General features: G+C 30.7%; 17 protein-coding genes. 12 read left to right on the top strand and 5 right to left on the bottom strand.

The annotated features are described in order from the left end of the window. Entirely contained in the window at positions 1–3,441 is a 3,441-nt protein-coding gene (locus LPB136_RS07060; protein WP_072555442.1) for a methylmalonyl-CoA mutase family protein, read from the bottom strand. Positions 3,442–3,905: 464 nt separating this feature from the next. Between LPB136_RS07060 and LPB136_RS07050 the strand changes: the two genes are divergently transcribed. The 5 genes from LPB136_RS07050 to LPB136_RS07035 all read left to right on the top strand — a co-directional run bounded on the left by LPB136_RS07050 (position 3,906) and on the right by LPB136_RS07035 (position 7,769). After that, positions 3,906–5,900: a urocanate hydratase gene (locus tag LPB136_RS07050; protein WP_072555440.1), complete on the top strand. Its 1,995-nt coding sequence runs from the start codon at positions 3,906–3,908 to the stop codon at positions 5,898–5,900. Between the two features lie 10 nt (positions 5,901–5,910). Continuing rightward, a complete protein-coding gene (locus LPB136_RS07045) occupies positions 5,911–6,465 on the top strand; it encodes a DUF4136 domain-containing protein (protein ID WP_072555439.1) in 555 nt (184 codons plus the stop codon). A 90-nt stretch (positions 6,466–6,555) separates the two neighbouring features. After that, positions 6,556–6,723 carry a DUF5522 domain-containing protein gene (locus LPB136_RS14005; protein ID WP_158009616.1) on the top strand — a complete coding sequence of 56 codons (168 nt, stop codon included), beginning with the start codon at positions 6,556–6,558 and terminating at the stop codon, positions 6,721–6,723. A gap of 51 nt (positions 6,724–6,774) precedes the next feature. After that, entirely contained in the window at positions 6,775–7,479 is a 705-nt protein-coding gene (locus LPB136_RS07040; protein ID WP_072555438.1) for a DUF4197 domain-containing protein, read from the top strand. Between the two features lie 92 nt (positions 7,480–7,571). After that, entirely contained in the window at positions 7,572–7,769 is a 198-nt protein-coding gene (locus LPB136_RS07035; protein WP_072555437.1) for a Lacal_2735 family protein, read from the top strand. Here the strand turns inward: LPB136_RS07035 and LPB136_RS07030 are convergent. The 3 genes from LPB136_RS07030 to LPB136_RS07020 are packed head-to-tail and all read right to left on the bottom strand — an operon-like array spanning position 7,752 to position 9,986. Next, positions 7,752–8,537, bottom strand: coding sequence for an ABC transporter substrate-binding protein (locus LPB136_RS07030; protein WP_072555436.1), 786 nt, complete (start codon positions 8,535–8,537; stop codon positions 7,752–7,754). The two genes, LPB136_RS07035 and LPB136_RS07030, sit on opposite strands and share 18 nt — an antisense overlap. A gap of 35 nt (positions 8,538–8,572) precedes the next feature. Continuing rightward, on the bottom strand, positions 8,573–9,388 hold the full coding sequence (gene pyrF / locus LPB136_RS07025) for an orotidine-5'-phosphate decarboxylase (protein ID WP_072555435.1): 816 nt from the start codon (positions 9,386–9,388) through the stop codon (positions 8,573–8,575). 4 nt (positions 9,389–9,392) lie between these two features. Further along, entirely contained in the window at positions 9,393–9,986 is a 594-nt protein-coding gene (locus LPB136_RS07020; RefSeq protein WP_072555434.1) for a hypothetical protein, read from the bottom strand. A gap of 62 nt (positions 9,987–10,048) precedes the next feature. Here LPB136_RS07020 and LPB136_RS07015 point away from each other — a divergent pair, with 62 nt between their 5' ends. The 6 genes from LPB136_RS07015 to LPB136_RS06990 all read left to right on the top strand — a co-directional run bounded on the left by LPB136_RS07015 (position 10,049) and on the right by LPB136_RS06990 (position 13,978). Continuing rightward, complete coding sequence (locus tag LPB136_RS07015; protein WP_072555433.1) at positions 10,049–11,125, top strand: ABC transporter permease; 1,077 nt, start codon at positions 10,049–10,051, stop codon at positions 11,123–11,125. After that, positions 11,126–11,629 carry a TlpA family protein disulfide reductase gene (locus tag LPB136_RS07010; RefSeq protein WP_072555432.1) on the top strand — a complete coding sequence of 168 codons (504 nt, stop codon included), beginning with the start codon at positions 11,126–11,128 and terminating at the stop codon, positions 11,627–11,629. A gap of 51 nt (positions 11,630–11,680) precedes the next feature. Beyond that, positions 11,681–12,439 carry a triose-phosphate isomerase gene (gene tpiA / locus LPB136_RS07005; RefSeq protein ID WP_072555431.1) on the top strand — a complete coding sequence of 253 codons (759 nt, stop codon included), beginning with the start codon at positions 11,681–11,683 and terminating at the stop codon, positions 12,437–12,439. A gap of 91 nt (positions 12,440–12,530) precedes the next feature. Next, positions 12,531–13,367 carry a 50S ribosomal protein L11 methyltransferase gene (prmA, locus tag LPB136_RS07000; RefSeq protein WP_072555430.1) on the top strand — a complete coding sequence of 279 codons (837 nt, stop codon included), beginning with the start codon at positions 12,531–12,533 and terminating at the stop codon, positions 13,365–13,367. Between the two features lie 10 nt (positions 13,368–13,377). Further along, positions 13,378–13,689: an ATP-dependent Clp protease adaptor ClpS gene (locus LPB136_RS06995; protein WP_072555429.1), complete on the top strand. Its 312-nt coding sequence runs from the start codon at positions 13,378–13,380 to the stop codon at positions 13,687–13,689. A 4-nt stretch (positions 13,690–13,693) separates the two neighbouring features. Then, the gene (locus LPB136_RS06990) at positions 13,694–13,978 is read left to right on the top strand and encodes a hypothetical protein (protein ID WP_072555428.1); all 285 of its coding nucleotides are present in this window, start codon (positions 13,694–13,696) and stop codon (positions 13,976–13,978) included. 354 nt (positions 13,979–14,332) lie between these two features. Here LPB136_RS06990 and LPB136_RS06985 read toward each other — a convergent pair whose 3' ends face one another. Next, positions 14,333–15,019 carry a Crp/Fnr family transcriptional regulator gene (locus LPB136_RS06985; protein ID WP_072555427.1) on the bottom strand — a complete coding sequence of 229 codons (687 nt, stop codon included), beginning with the start codon at positions 15,017–15,019 and terminating at the stop codon, positions 14,333–14,335. A 105-nt stretch (positions 15,020–15,124) separates the two neighbouring features. Here LPB136_RS06985 and LPB136_RS06980 point away from each other — a divergent pair, with 105 nt between their 5' ends. Next, positions 15,125–17,500: a heavy metal translocating P-type ATPase gene (locus LPB136_RS06980; protein WP_072555426.1), complete on the top strand. Its 2,376-nt coding sequence runs from the start codon at positions 15,125–15,127 to the stop codon at positions 17,498–17,500. The last annotated feature ends 3 nt before the right edge of the window (positions 17,501–17,503 follow it).

Here is a 17,503-nt window from a genome sequence, read left to right as displayed (position 1 = left end):
TTACATATTCCTTCTATACTGTCCGCCAACTTTAAATAGCGCTTCAGTAATCTGACCTAAAGAACAGAACTTTGTTGCTTCCATTAATTTGTCAAATAAATTTTCATTCTGAATTGCCGCTTCTTGTAAGATGGCAATTTGAGCAGCTACTTTATCAGGATTTGCTTTGTTTAAGTTTTCTTTAGTTTGAATTTGGAATTGCTTTTCTTCTTCAGTAGCTCTAATAACTTCCGCAGGTTGCACCGTTGGAGAACCTTTAGAACTTAAGAAGGTGTTTACACCAATAATTGGAAATTCTCCTGTATGTTTTAACGTCTCATAATACAAACTTTCTTCTTGTATTTTAGAACGTTGATACATTGTTTCCATCGCTCCTAAAACTCCACCACGTTCAGTAATTCTGTCGAATTCCATCAATACAGCTTCTTCCACTAAATCGGTTAATTCTTCAATAATAAATGAACCTTGAATCGGATTTTCATTCTTTGTTAATCCTAATTCTTTGTTGATAATCAACTGAATTGCCATGGCTCTTCTTACAGATTCTTCCGTTGGCGTTGTAATTGCTTCGTCGTACGCGTTTGTGTGTAAAGAATTACAGTTATCGTTAATTGCGTATAAAGCTTGCAGTGTAGTTCTAATATCATTAAAATCAATTTCTTGAGCGTGTAAAGAACGTCCAGAAGTCTGAATATGATACTTTAACATTTGTGCTCTCGGATTTGCTCCGTATTTGTTTTTCATGGCTTTTGCCCAAATTTTACGAGCAACTCTACCGATTACTGAATATTCTGGATCAATTCCGTTTGAGAAAAAGAACGATAAATTCGGTCCGAATTTATTAATATCCATTCCTCTTGATAAATAATATTCAACGTATGTAAATCCGTTTGATAATGTTAACGCCAATTGTGTAATTGGATTGGCACCAGCTTCTGCAATGTGATAACCAGAAATAGAAACCGAATAAAAGTTTCTTACTTGTTTTTCAATGAAATATTCTTGTACATCACCCATTAAACGCAATGCAAATTCTGTAGAGAAAATACAGGTATTTTGTGCTTGATCTTCCTTTAAAATATCAGCTTGTACAGTTCCTCTAACTTGCGCTAAAGTGGTTGTTTTTATTTGTTGATAAACATCAGCAGGTAACACTAAATCTCCAGTTAAACCTAACAACATCAAACCTAAACCATCATTTCCTTCTGGTAATTCTCCTTGATATGTTGGTCTTTCTAATCCTTTTGAATCGTAAATTTCTTTAAACTTTGCTTCAACAGCTTTTTCTAACTTGTTTTCTTTGATGTATTTCTCACAATTTTGATCAATTGCCGCATTCATAAAGAAACCTAACAACATTGGAGCTGGACCATTAATAGTCATAGAAACTGAAGTCATAGCATGACTTAAATCGAATCCAGAATATAATTTTTTAGCATCATCCAAACAGCAAATGGAAACTCCTGCGTTTCCAATTTTACCGTAAATATCTGGTCTTTCTCCAGGATCGTTTCCGTATAAAGTAACCGAATCAAAAGCAGTTGACAAACGCTTTGCATCCATTCCTAAACTTACATAATGAAAACGTCTGTTGGTTCTTTCTGGCCCACCTTCACCAGCAAACATTCTTGTTGGATCTTCACCTGTTCTTTTAAAAGGATACAATCCTGATGCAAAAGGAAATTCTCCAGGAACATTTTCTTGTAAATTCCAACGTAACAAATCTCCCCAAGCTTTGTATTTTGGTAAAGCTACTTTAGGTATTTGTGTATGTGACAGCGACTCGCTGTGCGTTTCAATATTAATCTCTTTATCACGAACTTTAAATGTGTAAATAGGGTTTTTATATTTGGCTACTTTATCGTTCCAGTTTAGAATAATTTCCCAGTTATGTGGATCGAAATTTAGTTTTACTTTTTCGAATTGTGCTAATAAAAGTTTAGCAAAATCTTTTTCATCATCTTGAACTTGTTTCAGGATCTCATCATTATCTAATCCGTTTTTAGAAATGAAAGATTCCTTCACTTCGTTCGGAATGACAGATAAAATCGTTTGATGAATTCCATATAATTTTTGAGCAACAATAACTTGATCGTCAACTTTTTTGTCATACGCTCTATTACTTTCAGATATTTCAGATAAATAACGAACTCTACTTGGCGGAATTACAAATATCTTTTCAGACATTTCTTTGGTGATTTCCATGCTCGTTTTTAAATCTGCATTTGTTTTTTCAACCAATTTATCCATAATACGTTTGTACAACGTATTCATTCCAGGGTCGTTAAATTGCGATGCGATTGTTCCAAAAACAGGCATGTCATCCATATGAACATCCCATAAATTATTGTTGCGCATGTATTGCTTTTTTACATCACGAATTGCATCTAAAGCACCTCTTTTATCAAATTTATTGATGGCAACTAAATCAGCAAAATCAAGCATATCGATTTTTTCTAATTGTGTTGCAGCTCCAAATTCTGGAGTCATAACATATAAAGAAGTGTCTGAATGTTCTATAATTTCTGTGTCCGATTGTCCAATACCAGAAGTTTCTAAAATAATTAAATCGAATTCTGCAGCTTTTAAAACTTGTACGGCTTCGTTTACATATTTAGATAAGGCTAAATTGGATTGACGTGTTGCTAAAGAACGCATGTACACACGCTCGTTATTAATAGCATTCATTCTAATTCTATCTCCTAATAATGCTCCACCAGTTTTTCTTTTAGATGGATCTACTGAAATTAATCCGATTGTTTTTTCTGGAAAATCGATTAAAAAACGCCTTACCAATTCATCAACTAAAGAAGATTTTCCCGCTCCACCAGTTCCAGTAATTCCTAAAACTGGAGTTTTAGAATTCTTATTTTTTTCGTGAATAGCATTTAATGTTTCTTTGGCAACTTCAGGGAAGTTTTCCGCAGAAGAAATGGTTCTTGCAATACTTCCAATTTCTTTTTTTGCTAAATCTTCAATTTTTACGTTTAGTTTATCTCCAACAGCAAAATCAGATTGTTGTACCAAATCATTAATCATTCCTTGTAAACCAAGTTCACGGCCATCATCTGGAGAATAAATTCGCGTAATTCCATAATCCATCAATTCCTTAATTTCTTCAGGAAGAATTACGCCGCCACCGCCGCCAAAAATCTTTATGTGCGAAGCACCTTTTTCCTTTAGCAAATCATACATATATTTAAAATACTCGTTATGACCTCCTTGGTAAGATGTCATTGCAATAGCATTTGCATCTTCTTGGATTGCACAGTTTACCACTTCTTCAACAGATCTATCGTGTCCAAGGTGAATTACTTCAACTCCGGTAGATTGAATAATACGTCGCATAATATTTATGGCGGCATCATGTCCGTCAAAAAGCGAAGCTGCAGTTACAATTCTAACTTTGTATGTTGGTTTATAAGGTGTAATTTGTTCCATTCGTAAAATTTATAGAAAATTGATGTCGCAATTTACGAATTTCTTAAAATAAACAAGAATTCTTTATCAATTATAAATAGTTAATAAAAGCCCAATTTTTTCGAGTTTTAGGATACTTAAAATCGTGTTCATTTATATAAGCTTCACGTTCAAAACTTAAGTTCTTATAAGTAATAAAAGCATTTTTATATTTGAAGAATTTTATTAAAAACTCCAAGCCGTAAAAAATATAAAAGAAAATAATTAATAATTCTTTTTGTTGTTTTAGATGAATTTTTTCATGATTGATTAAAATCTTGTTCGTTTTTAACGCTCTCTTTTTTAGAAAGATAAATGGAAATAAGGTGATTCCAACAAACCCTTTTGGAACAATATATTTAGAAATAAAAATCATTAATTGTAAAATAAACAAATATCAGTCCAAAATAAATATATTTGTTTACAGATACAAAAGAAGTTTAGTAATGACATTTAAAGAGCAAATACAACAAGGAATTCCAGCTGTTTTACCAGTAAAAAAAGTGTATGATTTAGCTATAAATCACGCACCAAAGAGAAAAGATATTTTATCTGCTGAAGAAAAAAAATTAGCCCTTAAAAATGCATTACGTTATTTTGAAGCAAAACATCATGCAGAATTATTACCAGAATTTGCTGAAGAATTAGAAAAATACGGAAGAATTTATATGTATCGATTTCGTCCAGATTATGAGATGAAAGCAAGAGATATTGCAGAATATCCAGGGAAATCTGTGCAAGCAAAATCTATTATGTTGATGATTCAGAATAATTTAGATTATGCTGTGGCGCAACATCCACATGAGTTGATAACTTATGGAGGAAACGGAGCTGTTTTTCAGAATTGGGCACAATATTTATTAACGATGCAATATTTATCAGAAATGACAGATAAGCAAACGTTAACAATGTATTCTGGTCATCCAATGGGATTATTTCCATCAAACAAAAATGCACCAAGAGTTGTGGTTACTAACGGAATGGTAATTCCTAATTATTCTCAACCAGACGATTGGGAAAAAATGAATGCTTTAGGTGTTTCTCAATATGGACAAATGACTGCGGGAAGTTATATGTACATTGGTCCACAAGGAATTGTGCACGGAACCACAATTACGGTTTTAAACGGATTCAGAAAAATAAAGAAAGCACCTAAAGGAGGTTTATTTGTAACGGCTGGTTTAGGCGGAATGTCAGGAGCGCAACCAAAGGCAGGAAACATTGCGGGTTGTATTACGGTTTGTGCTGAGGTAAACCCGAAGATTACACAAGTTCGTTTAGATCAAGGTTGGATTGATGAAAAAATAATCGATTTAGATGAATTGGTTACTCGAGTAAATTCAGCTAAAGAAAATAAAGAAACGGTTTCCATTGCTTATTTGGGTAACATTGTAGAAGTCTGGGAAAAGTTTGATGAAGCAAATGTTTATATAGATTTAGGTTCAGATCAAACATCTTTACACAATCCTTGGGCTGGAGGTTATTATCCAGTTGATATTTCGTTTGAAGATGCCAATAGTATGATGGCGGAAAATCCTGAGTTATTCAAAGAAAAAGTTCAAGAAACATTAAGAAGACACGCAAAAGCAATAAATAAACATACTGATAAAGGAACATATTTTTTCGATTATGGAAATGCTTTTTTATTAGAAGCAAGTAGAGCAGGAGCAGATGTTATGAATCCGAATCCAACTATAGGAAGAGAATTTAAATATCCATCTTATGTACAAGATATTATGGGGCCAATGTGTTTCGATTATGGTTTTGGGCCATTTAGATGGGTTTGTGCTTCGGGAAAGCCTGAAGATTTAGCAAAAACGGATGCAATTGCCTGTGAAGTCTTAGAGAAAATAAAAGAGAATTCGCCAAAAGAAATTCAGCAACAAATGGCCGATAATATTCAATGGATAAAAGGCGCACAAGAAAATAAATTAGTAGTGGGCTCACAAGCAAGAATATTGTATGCAGATGCAGAAGGAAGAATGAAAATTGCGAAAGCATTTAATAAAGCGATAAAAAAAGGGGAAATTGGTCACGTAGTTTTAGGAAGAGATCATCATGATGTTTCTGGTACTGATTCGCCTTATAGAGAAACTTCAAATATTTATGATGGCTCTCAATTTACAGCTGATATGGCAATTCAAAATGTAATTGGCGATAGTTTTAGAGGCGCAACTTGGGTTTCAATTCACAATGGAGGCGGCGTTGGTTGGGGAGAAGTTATAAACGGAGGTTTTGGCATGCTTCTTGATGGTTCTAAGGAAGCATCAAAGCGCTTAAAATCAATGCTTTTTTGGGATGTAAATAACGGAATCTCAAGAAGAAGTTGGGCAAGAAACAGTGAGGCTGTTTTTGCAATTAAAAGAGCAATGAAATCGGAGAAGAAACTAAAAGTTACACTTCCTAATTTTGTAGATGATGCTTTATTAAAAAACTTTTAAAACCTTTAAAATGAAACTTAAAAACTTACTTTTTTTACCACTAATTGCACTTTTAGTTACTTCATGTAGTTCTGTAAGAGTAACAACTGATTATGATACCAAAGCAAATTTTAATAAATATAAAACATTTGCATTTTATAAAACAGGCATTGATAAAGCAACGATTTCTGACTTAGATAAGAAACGTATTATGCGTGCTATTGAAGCTGAATTAACGGCTAAAGGAATGACCAAATCTCAAAATCCAGATGTTTTAGTAAGTCTTTTTACTAAAAGTAGAGAACGTGTAAATGTAAATAGCAACAACGCAGGTTGGGGTTATGGATACGGTTTTGGTTGGAATCCATGGATGTATGGCGGAATGAATAATAACGTTAATGTTTCGCAACATACGGAGGGAACCTTGTTCATTGATATTATTGATGGTAAAAAGAAGGAATTAGTGTGGCAAGGAATTGGTTCAGGAGCTTTAAGAACTAAAAATGTAGAAAAGAAAGAAGCTCGCATTAAGGAATTTGTTGCCGAAATTATGGCAAAATATCCTCCAGGAGCTGATAAAAAATAATTTAAGAATTATTAAATTTTAATAAATTTATAACGTCAAACTAAATTGAATTCAATTTAGTTTGACGTTTTTTGTAGATATTTATAAAGCATGAGAAATAAAATTTTAAAACCAGAACCTCACGAGTATTATGAAAACGAGCAAGGTTACCGAGTTTTTAAAGAAAATTACCATTTAAGAAGAGGTTATTGTTGTAAAAGCGGATGTAAACATTGCCCTTACGGTTATGATAAAAAAACTGACGGTTTCAAAAAATAATAATAATTCGTGTTTTTGACCAGTTGTATTCAATAAATTAATAAATAAAAGATGATTAAAAAAGTAGTACTATTATTAGTTGTAATTAGTTTTTCTGGTTGTGCAGAATTACAAAAAGTAGTGAGCCAATTACCAACAGGAGGCGTTTTAACGCAAGAGCAAATTGGTGGAGGTTTAAGACAAGCATTAGACAATGGAATAAGCAATCAAGTGTCTAAATTAACATCAGAAAACGGGTTTTATAAAAATGATTTGGTTAAGATTTTATTACCAGAGGAATTACAAACAGTAGATAATGCCTTACGTAAAATAGGTTTAAGTAATTTAGCTGACGAAGGAATAAAAGTTTTAAATAGAGCAGCTGAAGACGCAGTAAAAACAGCAACTCCAATTTTTGTAAGTGCTGTAAAAGACATCACATTTGCAGATGCTAAAAATATTCTTTTAGGGGAGCAAAATGCAGCAACTTCTTACTTACAAGGAAAAACCGAAAGTGCATTGTTTAGTAGCTTTTCACCAGTAATTAAAAATTCTTTTGACAAAGTAGGAGCAGATAAAATTTGGGCAAACTTAATTAATAAGTATAATACTATTCCTTTTGTGAATAAGGTAAATCCAGATTTAACAAATTATGTTACTACTGAGGCATTAAAAGGTGTTTTTACAATGATTGCTGTTGAAGAGAAAGGAATTAGAGAAAAAGTAGGGTTACGTAATACAGCTTTATTAAAGCAAGTATTTGCATTACAAGATTAAGAGGTAAAACCTCTTTTTTTACTTAGTGTTAAAATTAATTGCTTATAAGTTAAATAATTATGTATATTTATAAACAATTAATTTTTTGCATTATGTCAAGACTAAATCAACTTAAAAGATATCGAAAGCACTTAGAAGAACGCTACAATAAATTGGTAGAAAGAGCTAATGATTATAAATATGTTGATGAAGGTAAAAGTGATAGATCTGCTTTTAAAGCTATGAAGGTTTTAGAAAAATTAAACAGAATTAAGTATTTAGATCAAGAAATTTCAAATGCTATTTCTTAGCGTTTTAAAATATTCAAAAGCTTTTAAAAGTCTACTTCCGTACCAAGAAAACATTTCTCCATCAACAAGTATAACTTTTACGTTAGGTAGTTTTTTTTGTAATTCTAAAATGTGCTTTTCTTTAAAAGGATAAGGTTCGGACGATAATAAAATAGCATCAACAGAAGATCGTTTTGTTATGTCAACTTCAGGATAGCGTTCTTTGTCTCTAAAAACATTCTCAAAATTATTTAATTCCAATAAATGATTGATGAAAGTAGTATTTCCGGCAACCATCCATGGGTTTTTCCAAATAAAATAAGCAACTTTTATCGTTTTTTCACCTTTTATAAATTGCTGAAAATTGGTTAGTTTATTAGTTAAATCATCCAAAATTTCTGAAGATTTAGAAACACAGTCAAAAATTTCTCCATACTGATTGATGAGTTCTATTACATCATCAATCGTAAAAATATCAGAAACATGTGTTGGCGCAATTTTAAGGCAAGCTTCAACAATTTCTTTTGTATTTTCTTCTTTATTGCAAAGAATAATATCTGGTTGTAAAGTTTTTATTTTTTCAGTATTGATGGTTTTTGTCCCACCAACAATCGTTTTTTCTTTTCTTAATGAAGATGGATGAATGCAAAATTTTGTAATACCAACAATGGAATCTTTTAAACCTAAATCAACCAATAATTCAGTCTGACTTGGCACTAAAGAAACAATTCTTAGAGGAGTTTTTTTTAACCCCAATACATTTCCAATTTGATCTTGATAGGTTTTCATAATTATGAGATTCCGTATCAAGTACGGAATGACAGTTAATTGTTAAGAATAACTTCCATTTGAGTTTGCAATTCCTTTGCTTTTTCGGCAGCAGAATTGGCAAAATTTTCATCTTTAGAAGCGTAAATAATTCCACGAGAAGAATTAATTAGCAAACCAATATTTTCAGATAAACCGTATTTACAAACATCTTGTAAATTACCGCCTTGTGCGCCAACTCCAGGAACTAATAAAAAAGAAGTCGGAATTATTTTTCTAATTTCAGCAAAATATTCAGCTTTTGTAGCACCAACAACATACATTAAGTTTTCGCTATTTTTCCAAGATTTAGAAGTCTCTAAAACTTGTTTGTATAGCTCTTTTCCATCAACTGTCTTTGTTTGAAAATCAAAAGCACCTTCGTTAGAAGTTAAGGCTAACATAATAGTGTGTTTGTTTTCAAAAGCTAAAAAAGGTTCAACAGAATCTTTTCCCATATAAGGCGCAACGGTAACAGAATCAAATGCTAAATCTTCAAAAAAAGCTTTTGCATACATTGTTGAAGTATTACCAATATCGCCACGTTTAGCATCAGCAATTGTAAAAATTTCAGGATGCTTTTCGTTTAAGTAATTAATGGTTTTTTCTAAAGATTTCCAACCTTTTATTCCATAAGCTTCATAAAAAGCCGTGTTGGGTTTGTAGGCAACACATAAATGATGAGTTGCATCAATAATTGCTTTGTTAAAGGCGAAGATTGGGTCTTCTTCTTGTAATAAATGTGGCGGAATTTTAGCTAAATCTACATCTAAACCAATACATAAGAAAGATTTCTTTTTGATAATTTGCGCTACGAGTTGTTTTGTTGTCATTATTTTAATCTAAATAATATTGAATAGAAAATGTATTGTATTTCTTATTACTTGAGTTATAAAAAAAGGTGTAATTATTATAAACATCATTATTCAAAAAGTTTAAATGAATATCTTCAGGAATTGAATTATCAATAGAAAATTTGTTTTGTAAAATAGATTCTTCAATAATTTTGAAATCAGATTCATTAAATATTAATTTTGAAGCCCATAAAATTCTCGATAAAATATAATCTTTATTTTGTTTGAAAGTTATTGACTTTGGAACAATAAATTTAGCATTTAAAGCAAAATGGTCACAACCACCTCTATAAATTTCTAAAACTTCATTTTTAGAAATATTTATTGTTGCTGTTTTTGTTTTTTTATCCCAAGAATAATTTTTCAATTCTACAATCCCTTTTAAAAAATCATCATTTTGAGTTTCTTGGTCAAAAATACAATCTTCTATAATGATATTTTGTTTAGTTTTTATAGTATCTAAAACTTTCTCTATTAATATAGATTTATGTTTTTTTTCTTCTTCCTTTTTAAAATTACATCCAAAGAAAAGAAAAGAAAAGAATAATAAAATTAAAGAAATATTTTTAAATGTCATTACTATGTATAAAAGTTAAGCAAAAGTACACTTTTTTAACGCTTTCTACTATCTTTGTTTTAATGATACGTTACTTTCTTAATAAAATTTTCTACGGATTTTTAACACTTTTTGGTGTGGTAACCGTCATTTTCTTTTTGTTTAATATTTTGCCAGGAGATCCTGCAAGAATGTTAATGGGACAACGAGAAGACACAGCACAGTTACAAAACATCAGGAAAAAGTATGGTTTCGATAAACCTGTTTTTACGCAATATTTATATTATTTAAATGATGTTTCTCCACTTTCTTTTCATAGTAAAGACAAAGAAAATTACACTTTTTTATCCGAAGGGAAATATACACATCAACAACTATTTTCGGCAGGAAATACAAATGTGGTTTTAAAATATCCATATTTAAGAGAATCATTTCAAAAAAACGGAAAAAGTGTTTCGTCAGTTATATCAGAAACATTACCAAATACAGCAGTTTTAGCCGTTTTTGCAATTGTTATTGCTATCTTTTTCGGAATAATTTTAGGCGTTTTTTCCGCCTTGTATAAAGATACTTTTTTCGATAGAGTTATAGCTGTTATAAGTACATTAGGAATGAGCGTTCCGTCGTTTTTCTCGGCAATACTGTTTGCTTGGTTCTTCGGATTTGTCTTGCACAAATACACCAATTTAGAAATGACAGGAAGCTTATACGAAGTAGATAATTTTGGAGAAGGAAGCTATATTCAATGGAAAAACTTGATTTTACCAGCAATCGTGTTAGGAATTAGACCATTAGCGGTTGTAATTCAATTAATGCGAAATTCTTTGTTAGAAATATTAAATCAAGATTATGTAAGAACTGCAAAAGCAAAAGGACTAACCTTATACCAAGTGGTGAAAAAACATGCACTTAAAAATGCATTAAATCCTGTTGTTACTGCAATTTCTGGTTGGTTTGCATCCATGTTAGCTGGAGCTGTATTTGTTGAATATATTTTTAACTGGAACGGTTTAGGTAAAGAAATTGTAAATGCATTAAACACCTTAGATTTACCCGTAATTATGGGAAGTGTTTTGGTAATTGCCACGTTGTTTATAATAATTAATATTCTGGTTGACTTTATTTATAGTTGGCTAGATCCAAGAATTAGATTGAATTAAATGAAAAAACTTATCGTATTAATTACACTTGTTTTTTCAAGTTGTAATTTTGAAACTCCAACACAATTTTCTGAAAAAGCAAATAAAGATATTCTCTATTCTTTAGAAGATACACCACAAACTTTTAAAGAAGTAATAGATCAATATAAAGGCAAAAAGGTCTTAATAGACGTTTGGGCATCTTGGTGTGCAGATTGTGTAAAGGGTTTACCAACCGTAAAAGAATTGCAAACAGCATTTCCAGAAGTGGTCTTTTTATTTCTTTCGGTTGATAAAAAAAGTAACTCTTGGAAAAACGGAGTTAGACGTTTTAATATTGAAGGAGAACATTACAATTTACCAAGAGGAATGAAAGATGGTGATTTTGTAGACTTCTTAAATGCTAATTGGATTCCGCGTTATGTAGTAGTTGATGAAGTTGGAAATATTTCTTTATTTAAAGCCACTAAAGCTTCTGATAAAAGAATTGTAAAGGCTTTGGAAAACAATACAGAATCGATTTAGTAAGTATTTCTTTTTTTGAATTATATTTACAGTCTAAAATAACTTAGAATTATGAGGACAAAAATAGTTGCAGGAAACTGGAAAATGAATAATGACAAAGATGCTACAAAGTCATTATTAAAGGATCTTAAAAAAAGTGTTAATAATTTACCTTTAAAAAACACAAGAGTTATTGTAGCTCCAACGTTTGTGAATTTATCTTCAGCAATAAAAAGAACAAAGAAAACTGAAATTGAAGTTGTTGCTCAAAATATGCATCAAGCAAAAAATGGTGCTTTTACAGGAGAAATTTCTGCTGAAATGCTAAAAAGTATTGGTGTAGAAACGGTTATTTTAGGACATTCAGAAAGAAGAACGCTTTTTGGTGAAACAGATGCTATTCTTGCCGAAAAAGTAGATACTGCACTTGGAAATAAAATGGAAATTATTTTTTGTTTTGGAGAATTGTTAGCCGATAGAAAATCAGAAAATCATTTTAAAGTAGTAGAAAGTCAACTTAAAAAAGCACTTTTTCATTTAGAAGCAGCTGCTTTTAAAAACATAGTTTTAGCATACGAACCTGTTTGGGCAATTGGAACAGGAGAAACCGCAAGTCCAGAACAAGCACAAGAAATGCATGCTTTTATTAGAAAAGTATTGGCAGAAAAATACAATCAAAATACAGCTTTAGCCGTTTCTATTTTATACGGAGGTAGTGTAAAACCAGCAAATGCAGAGGAAATTTTTTCTAAACCAGATGTAGATGGAGGTTTAATTGGTGGAGCAGCTTTAAAGGCTGAGGATTTTACAGCAATTATTAAAGCAATTTAAAAGTAGTTAATTTGTAATACTTCTAAAGAAAACTAATAAATTTGCATCGAGATTTTAAAATCTTGATGCATTTTTTTTTGAATACAATTTTATGGATAATATTTATATAGAGTACAATTTTTCAGTTTCGCCAAAAGAGCCTGGAGTAGAAATTTTAATTGCAGAATTAGGAAACGTGGGTTTTGAGAGTTTTGTAGAAACTGAAGAAGGTGTTACTGCTTACGTTCAAAAAAATGATTGGAATTCAACAATTCTAGAACCAATTTTTATTCTTTCTTCGGAAGAATTTAAAATTGACTACACTAAAGCTGAAGTTGCACAAACTAATTGGAATGCAGAATGGGAGAAGAATTTTCAACCAATTGAGGTAGATAATTTAGTTAGTGTTCGTGCTCCGTTTCATGAAAACCCAAATTTAAAATACGATATTGTAATAGAGCCAAAAATGAGTTTTGGAACTGGTCATCATGAAACAACCCACATGATGATTCAGCATTTAATTGATTTAGATGTTGAAAATAAAAAAACATTAGATATGGGTTGCGGAACTGGAATTTTAGCAATTTTTGCTGAAATGAAAGGAGCAAAACCTATTGATGCAATAGATATAGACAATTGGTGTTATGAAAATTCTGTAGAAAATGTAGCGCGTAATAAACGTGAACATATTTCAGTTTTTGAAGGAGATAGCTCTTTGTTAGTTGATAAAAAATACGATGTAATTATCGCAAACATTAACAGAAATATTTTATTAAATGACATGAAAACGTATACAGATTGTCTAAATAAAGAAGGTGTTTTATTGTTGAGCGGGTTTTATAAAGAGGATATTTCTACAATAGATGCAGAAGTTTCTAAATATGGGTTATCTTTAGCAAAAACAATAGAACGTAATAATTGGGTTGCTTTAAAATACCTAAGCAAATAATTAAGTAAGTATGAAGAAAATTAATATTCATATAAAAATAACAAAGTCTAGCACAAAAGAGAAAACGCAAGAAGAGGTTGATGTACTCGAAAAAGAAGTAAATCAACATCAAATTGTATTGCATAATGATGATGTAAATACATTTGATCATGTTATAGATTCTTTAATGGATGTTTGTGATCACACTTTGGTACAAGCAGAACAATGTGCAACTTTGGTGCACTACAAAGGAAAGTGTACTGTAAAAACTGGTGAGTTTAAGGATTTAGAACCTAGATGTTCTAAATTATTACAGTTAGGTTTATCTGCAGAATTAACATAAAAGTATGGAGAACGTTTTTAGATATTATGATTTTTCTACTTTTTTTATAGACAAATCGGGTGCTTTTTCAGGAAATGAAATAGCGTACACAGAATTAAATACCGAACATTTTTTAATTTTTGAAAAAAATATTGAAAATAATTTAGAACATTATAATTTATATGTTTCTAAATATATCGGTAAAAAGGAAATAGGGCAGAAACCTCCGGAAATACTGCAATTGTTGGTGGAGAATTATGACAAATCTTTACCAGAACATCGTTTAAAAATTAAACAATATTTATATTAAAATCTCAAAAAAAATCTTTTTTTGAGATTTTTTTTGTTCTTAATGTGACCTATCAAATAATTGTGTGTCATAAGAGTGTAGATAAGTTAGTAATATTTATAGAATTAGTTAAGTTCAGAGTAAAAAATAGAAGACATAGTTCCCTTAAGAATTAGTCCCTAATAATTAAAACTTCTCAGAGTACGTTTTACCTCTTAGTTTTTCGCAAGAAAGACACTCAGAAATGAGAAGTTTAATTAAGAAATTGTAGCACTGCAAAGTGCATTAAAGATAGTAGTAGTTAGTTTTATACTAAGTTTGGTTAGACGAAAGACCTCAAGCACTTGCTTGGGGTTTTTCTATTCATATAATTAACTAAAACCCTTGAGATTCTTTGGTTAAACCATTTAAGTCAAGAATAAAAATATCTTTACCCGTTAACTGTATGTATTTTTTCTTTTTAAATTCAGACAGTAATCGAATTGCACTTTCTGTTGCAGTACCAATAATATTGGCTATATCTTCTCTAGTTAAGTTAATGTCAATAGCATTATTGTCTTTTTTTGGGAATTTTTCATCTAAATAGATAAGTGTTAAGGCAAGTCGTTGTTTAACTGTTTTCTGCGCCATGTCTACAATAACATTATCTGCATTTTTAAGAGATAACGCCATGTTTTTTAAAATATCCATAGTAAAGTTTGGATTCTTTTGTAAGTCGTTTATAATTTCCTCTTTAGGAATAAAACAAACTTCCATGTCATTAACAGCAGTAGCTTTAAGGTTGGAAACTTCTGCATTAATTAAACTACGTTCTCCTAATAAATCGCCCTTTTTAATTAAATGAATAATTTGCTCTCTACCATTATCGCTCATTTTAGAAACCTTGCAAATACCATCTTTAATGCAGAAAACACCATTAATATGTTCGCCTTCGTTAAATAAAACCTCGCCTTTTTTAATTATAGAAGTAGTCTTGCAACTAGAAATTCTAACTAGCTCATCTTTGGTTAGCGTTTTAAGTGAGTTAAATTGACGAACTATACATTGGTTACAGTTACTCATAGATAAGTAGTTTTTGGTAGAATATCAAAGATAATTAAAAGCTGATAAATATCATATTTTAATTTGAATGAATCATTGAAATTTGCCACAGGCAAACGAGTAAATATGAAAGACATAACGTGTTTTCATTGTGGTAATGAGTGCGATACAAACAAAATAACCATTGAAGAGAAATTTTTCTGTTGTAATGGTTGTAAAACTGTTTTCGAAATTTTTTCTGAAAACGATTTAACTTGTTACTACGATTTTCAAAACAATCCTGGAGCAATTCCAGAAGAAATTTCTGGGAAATATGATTTTCTAGAAAATAAAACTATTGTAGAAAAATTACTAGAATTTAGCGATTCTAATATTCAAATTGTAAACCTATACATTCCACACATACATTGTAGTTCTTGTATTTGGGTGTTAGAAAATCTACATAAACTACAAAAAAATATAAGCTCTTCACAAGTAAATTTCCCTAAGAAAACGGTTAGAATTACTTTTAATGCTGAAAAAACAACACTTAAAGACATTGTTTTTCTATTGAGTTCTATAGGTTATGAACCTTATATAAGTTTAGAAGATTACGAAGTTGGTAAAAAGAAAGTAGATAGAAGCTTAACCTATAAACTAGGAATTGCAGGTTTTGCCTTCGGAAATGTAATGTTTTTATCTTTTCCAGAATATTTTGAAGTTTCAGGGTTTTGGTTGGATCAGTATAAGAATGTTTTTCGTTGGTTAATGTTTTGCTTTTCATTACCTGTAGTTTTTTACTCTGCACAAGATTATTTTATTTCAGCTTATAAAGGTTTAAAAGCAAAAATTTTAAATATTGATGTTCCAATTGCACTTGGAATCTCAGTTTTATTTATACGAAGTTCCGCAGAAATAATATTCGATTTAGGAACTGGTTTTTTTGATAGTTTAACAGGTTTAGTTTTCTTTTTATTATTGGGTAAGTTTTTTCAACAAAAAACATACAACTTCTTGTCTTTTGAGCGCGATTATAAATCGTATTTCCCAATTGCTGTTACCAGAGTTTCTTCAGATAAAAAAGAAGAAAATATACAGATTTATGATGTGAAAAAAGGTGACAGGTTATTAATTAGAAATCAAGAGTTAATTCCAGTTGATGGAATTCTAATCAACGGAAATGCACAAATTGATTACAGTTTTGTAACAGGTGAATCAAAAACGATAAGAAAACAATCTGGAGATAAGCTTTTTGCTGGAGGTAAGCAAGTTTCTGGCGCTATAGAATTAGAGGCTTTAACATCTGTAGAGCAAAGTTATTTAACGCAATTGTGGAGCAATGATGTTTTTAAAAAAGAGCATAAATCTAATTTTAAAACACTTACTAATTCAATAAGTAAACATTTTACAATAACAGTATTATTAATAGCAATTGTATCGTTAATTTTTTGGTTGTTTTTTGATGCGAGCAAAGCATTAAACGTATTTACAGCAGTGCTAATTATTGCGTGTCCCTGTGCAATTGCATTGGCGGCTCCGTTTGCATTTGGTAATTTACTACGCATTTTAGGTAAGCAAAAGTTTTATGTAAAAAATACAGATGTTTTAGAGCAATTAGCAGCAATAGATACGTTGGTTTTTGATAAGACAGGTACCTTAACTTCAAACAAAAAAAGTACTATAAAATATGAAGGGGATTCACTTTCTGAACCTGAAGAAATATTGTTGAAAAATACACTTCGTGGTTCTAATCACCCGTTAAGTAGAGCTTTATACAGCTTGTTAGATGAAAATGATATTATCACTTTAGATTCTTACGAAGAATTTGTAGGAAAAGGAATTGAGGCAAGTTATCAAAATAAAAACATTAAGGTAGGTTCGGCTAAATTGGTCAATAGTACTATTGAAGAAAAAGAGTTGAACACTGCTGTACACATAAGTACAGATAATACATATAAAGGAAAATTCACTTTTTATAATAGCTACAGAAAAGGAGTTTCAAAATTGTTTAATAAGCTAAAAAAGCAGTATAATTTGGTAATTCTTTCTGGTGATAATAATAGTGAAAAAGAGAATTTAGAAAAGTTACTTCCTGCAAAAACAAAACTGATTTTTAATCAAAAGCCAGAAGATAAGTTAGAATATATCAAATATCATCAAACAGAAGGTGCAAAAGTTGTAATGGTTGGCGACGGTTTAAATGATGCTGGCGCGTTAGCACAAAGTAATGTTGGTATAGCAATTGCTGAAAATGTAAATGTGTTTTCACCTGCTTGCGATGCTATTTTAGATGCTTCAAAATTACACCTCTTAGAAAAATATATTTCAATCGCAAAATCTGGAATCTCAATTGTGAAATGGAGTTTTGCTTTGTCTTTTATCTACAATAGCATTGGTTTGTATTTTGCAATTACTGGGCAATTAAAACCAGTAATTGCTGCAATTTTAATGCCTTTAAGTTCTATAAGTATAGTTGTGTTTACAACAATTGCTACAAATTTAATTAGCAAAAAAATAAAGTAAAAG

Origin of the sequence: Tenacibaculum todarodis, from assembly GCF_001889045.1 — a bacterium.
GTDB lineage: Bacteria > Bacteroidota > Bacteroidia > Flavobacteriales > Flavobacteriaceae > Polaribacter > Polaribacter todarodis.
This window is presented reverse-complemented; position numbering and strand designations above follow the sequence as displayed.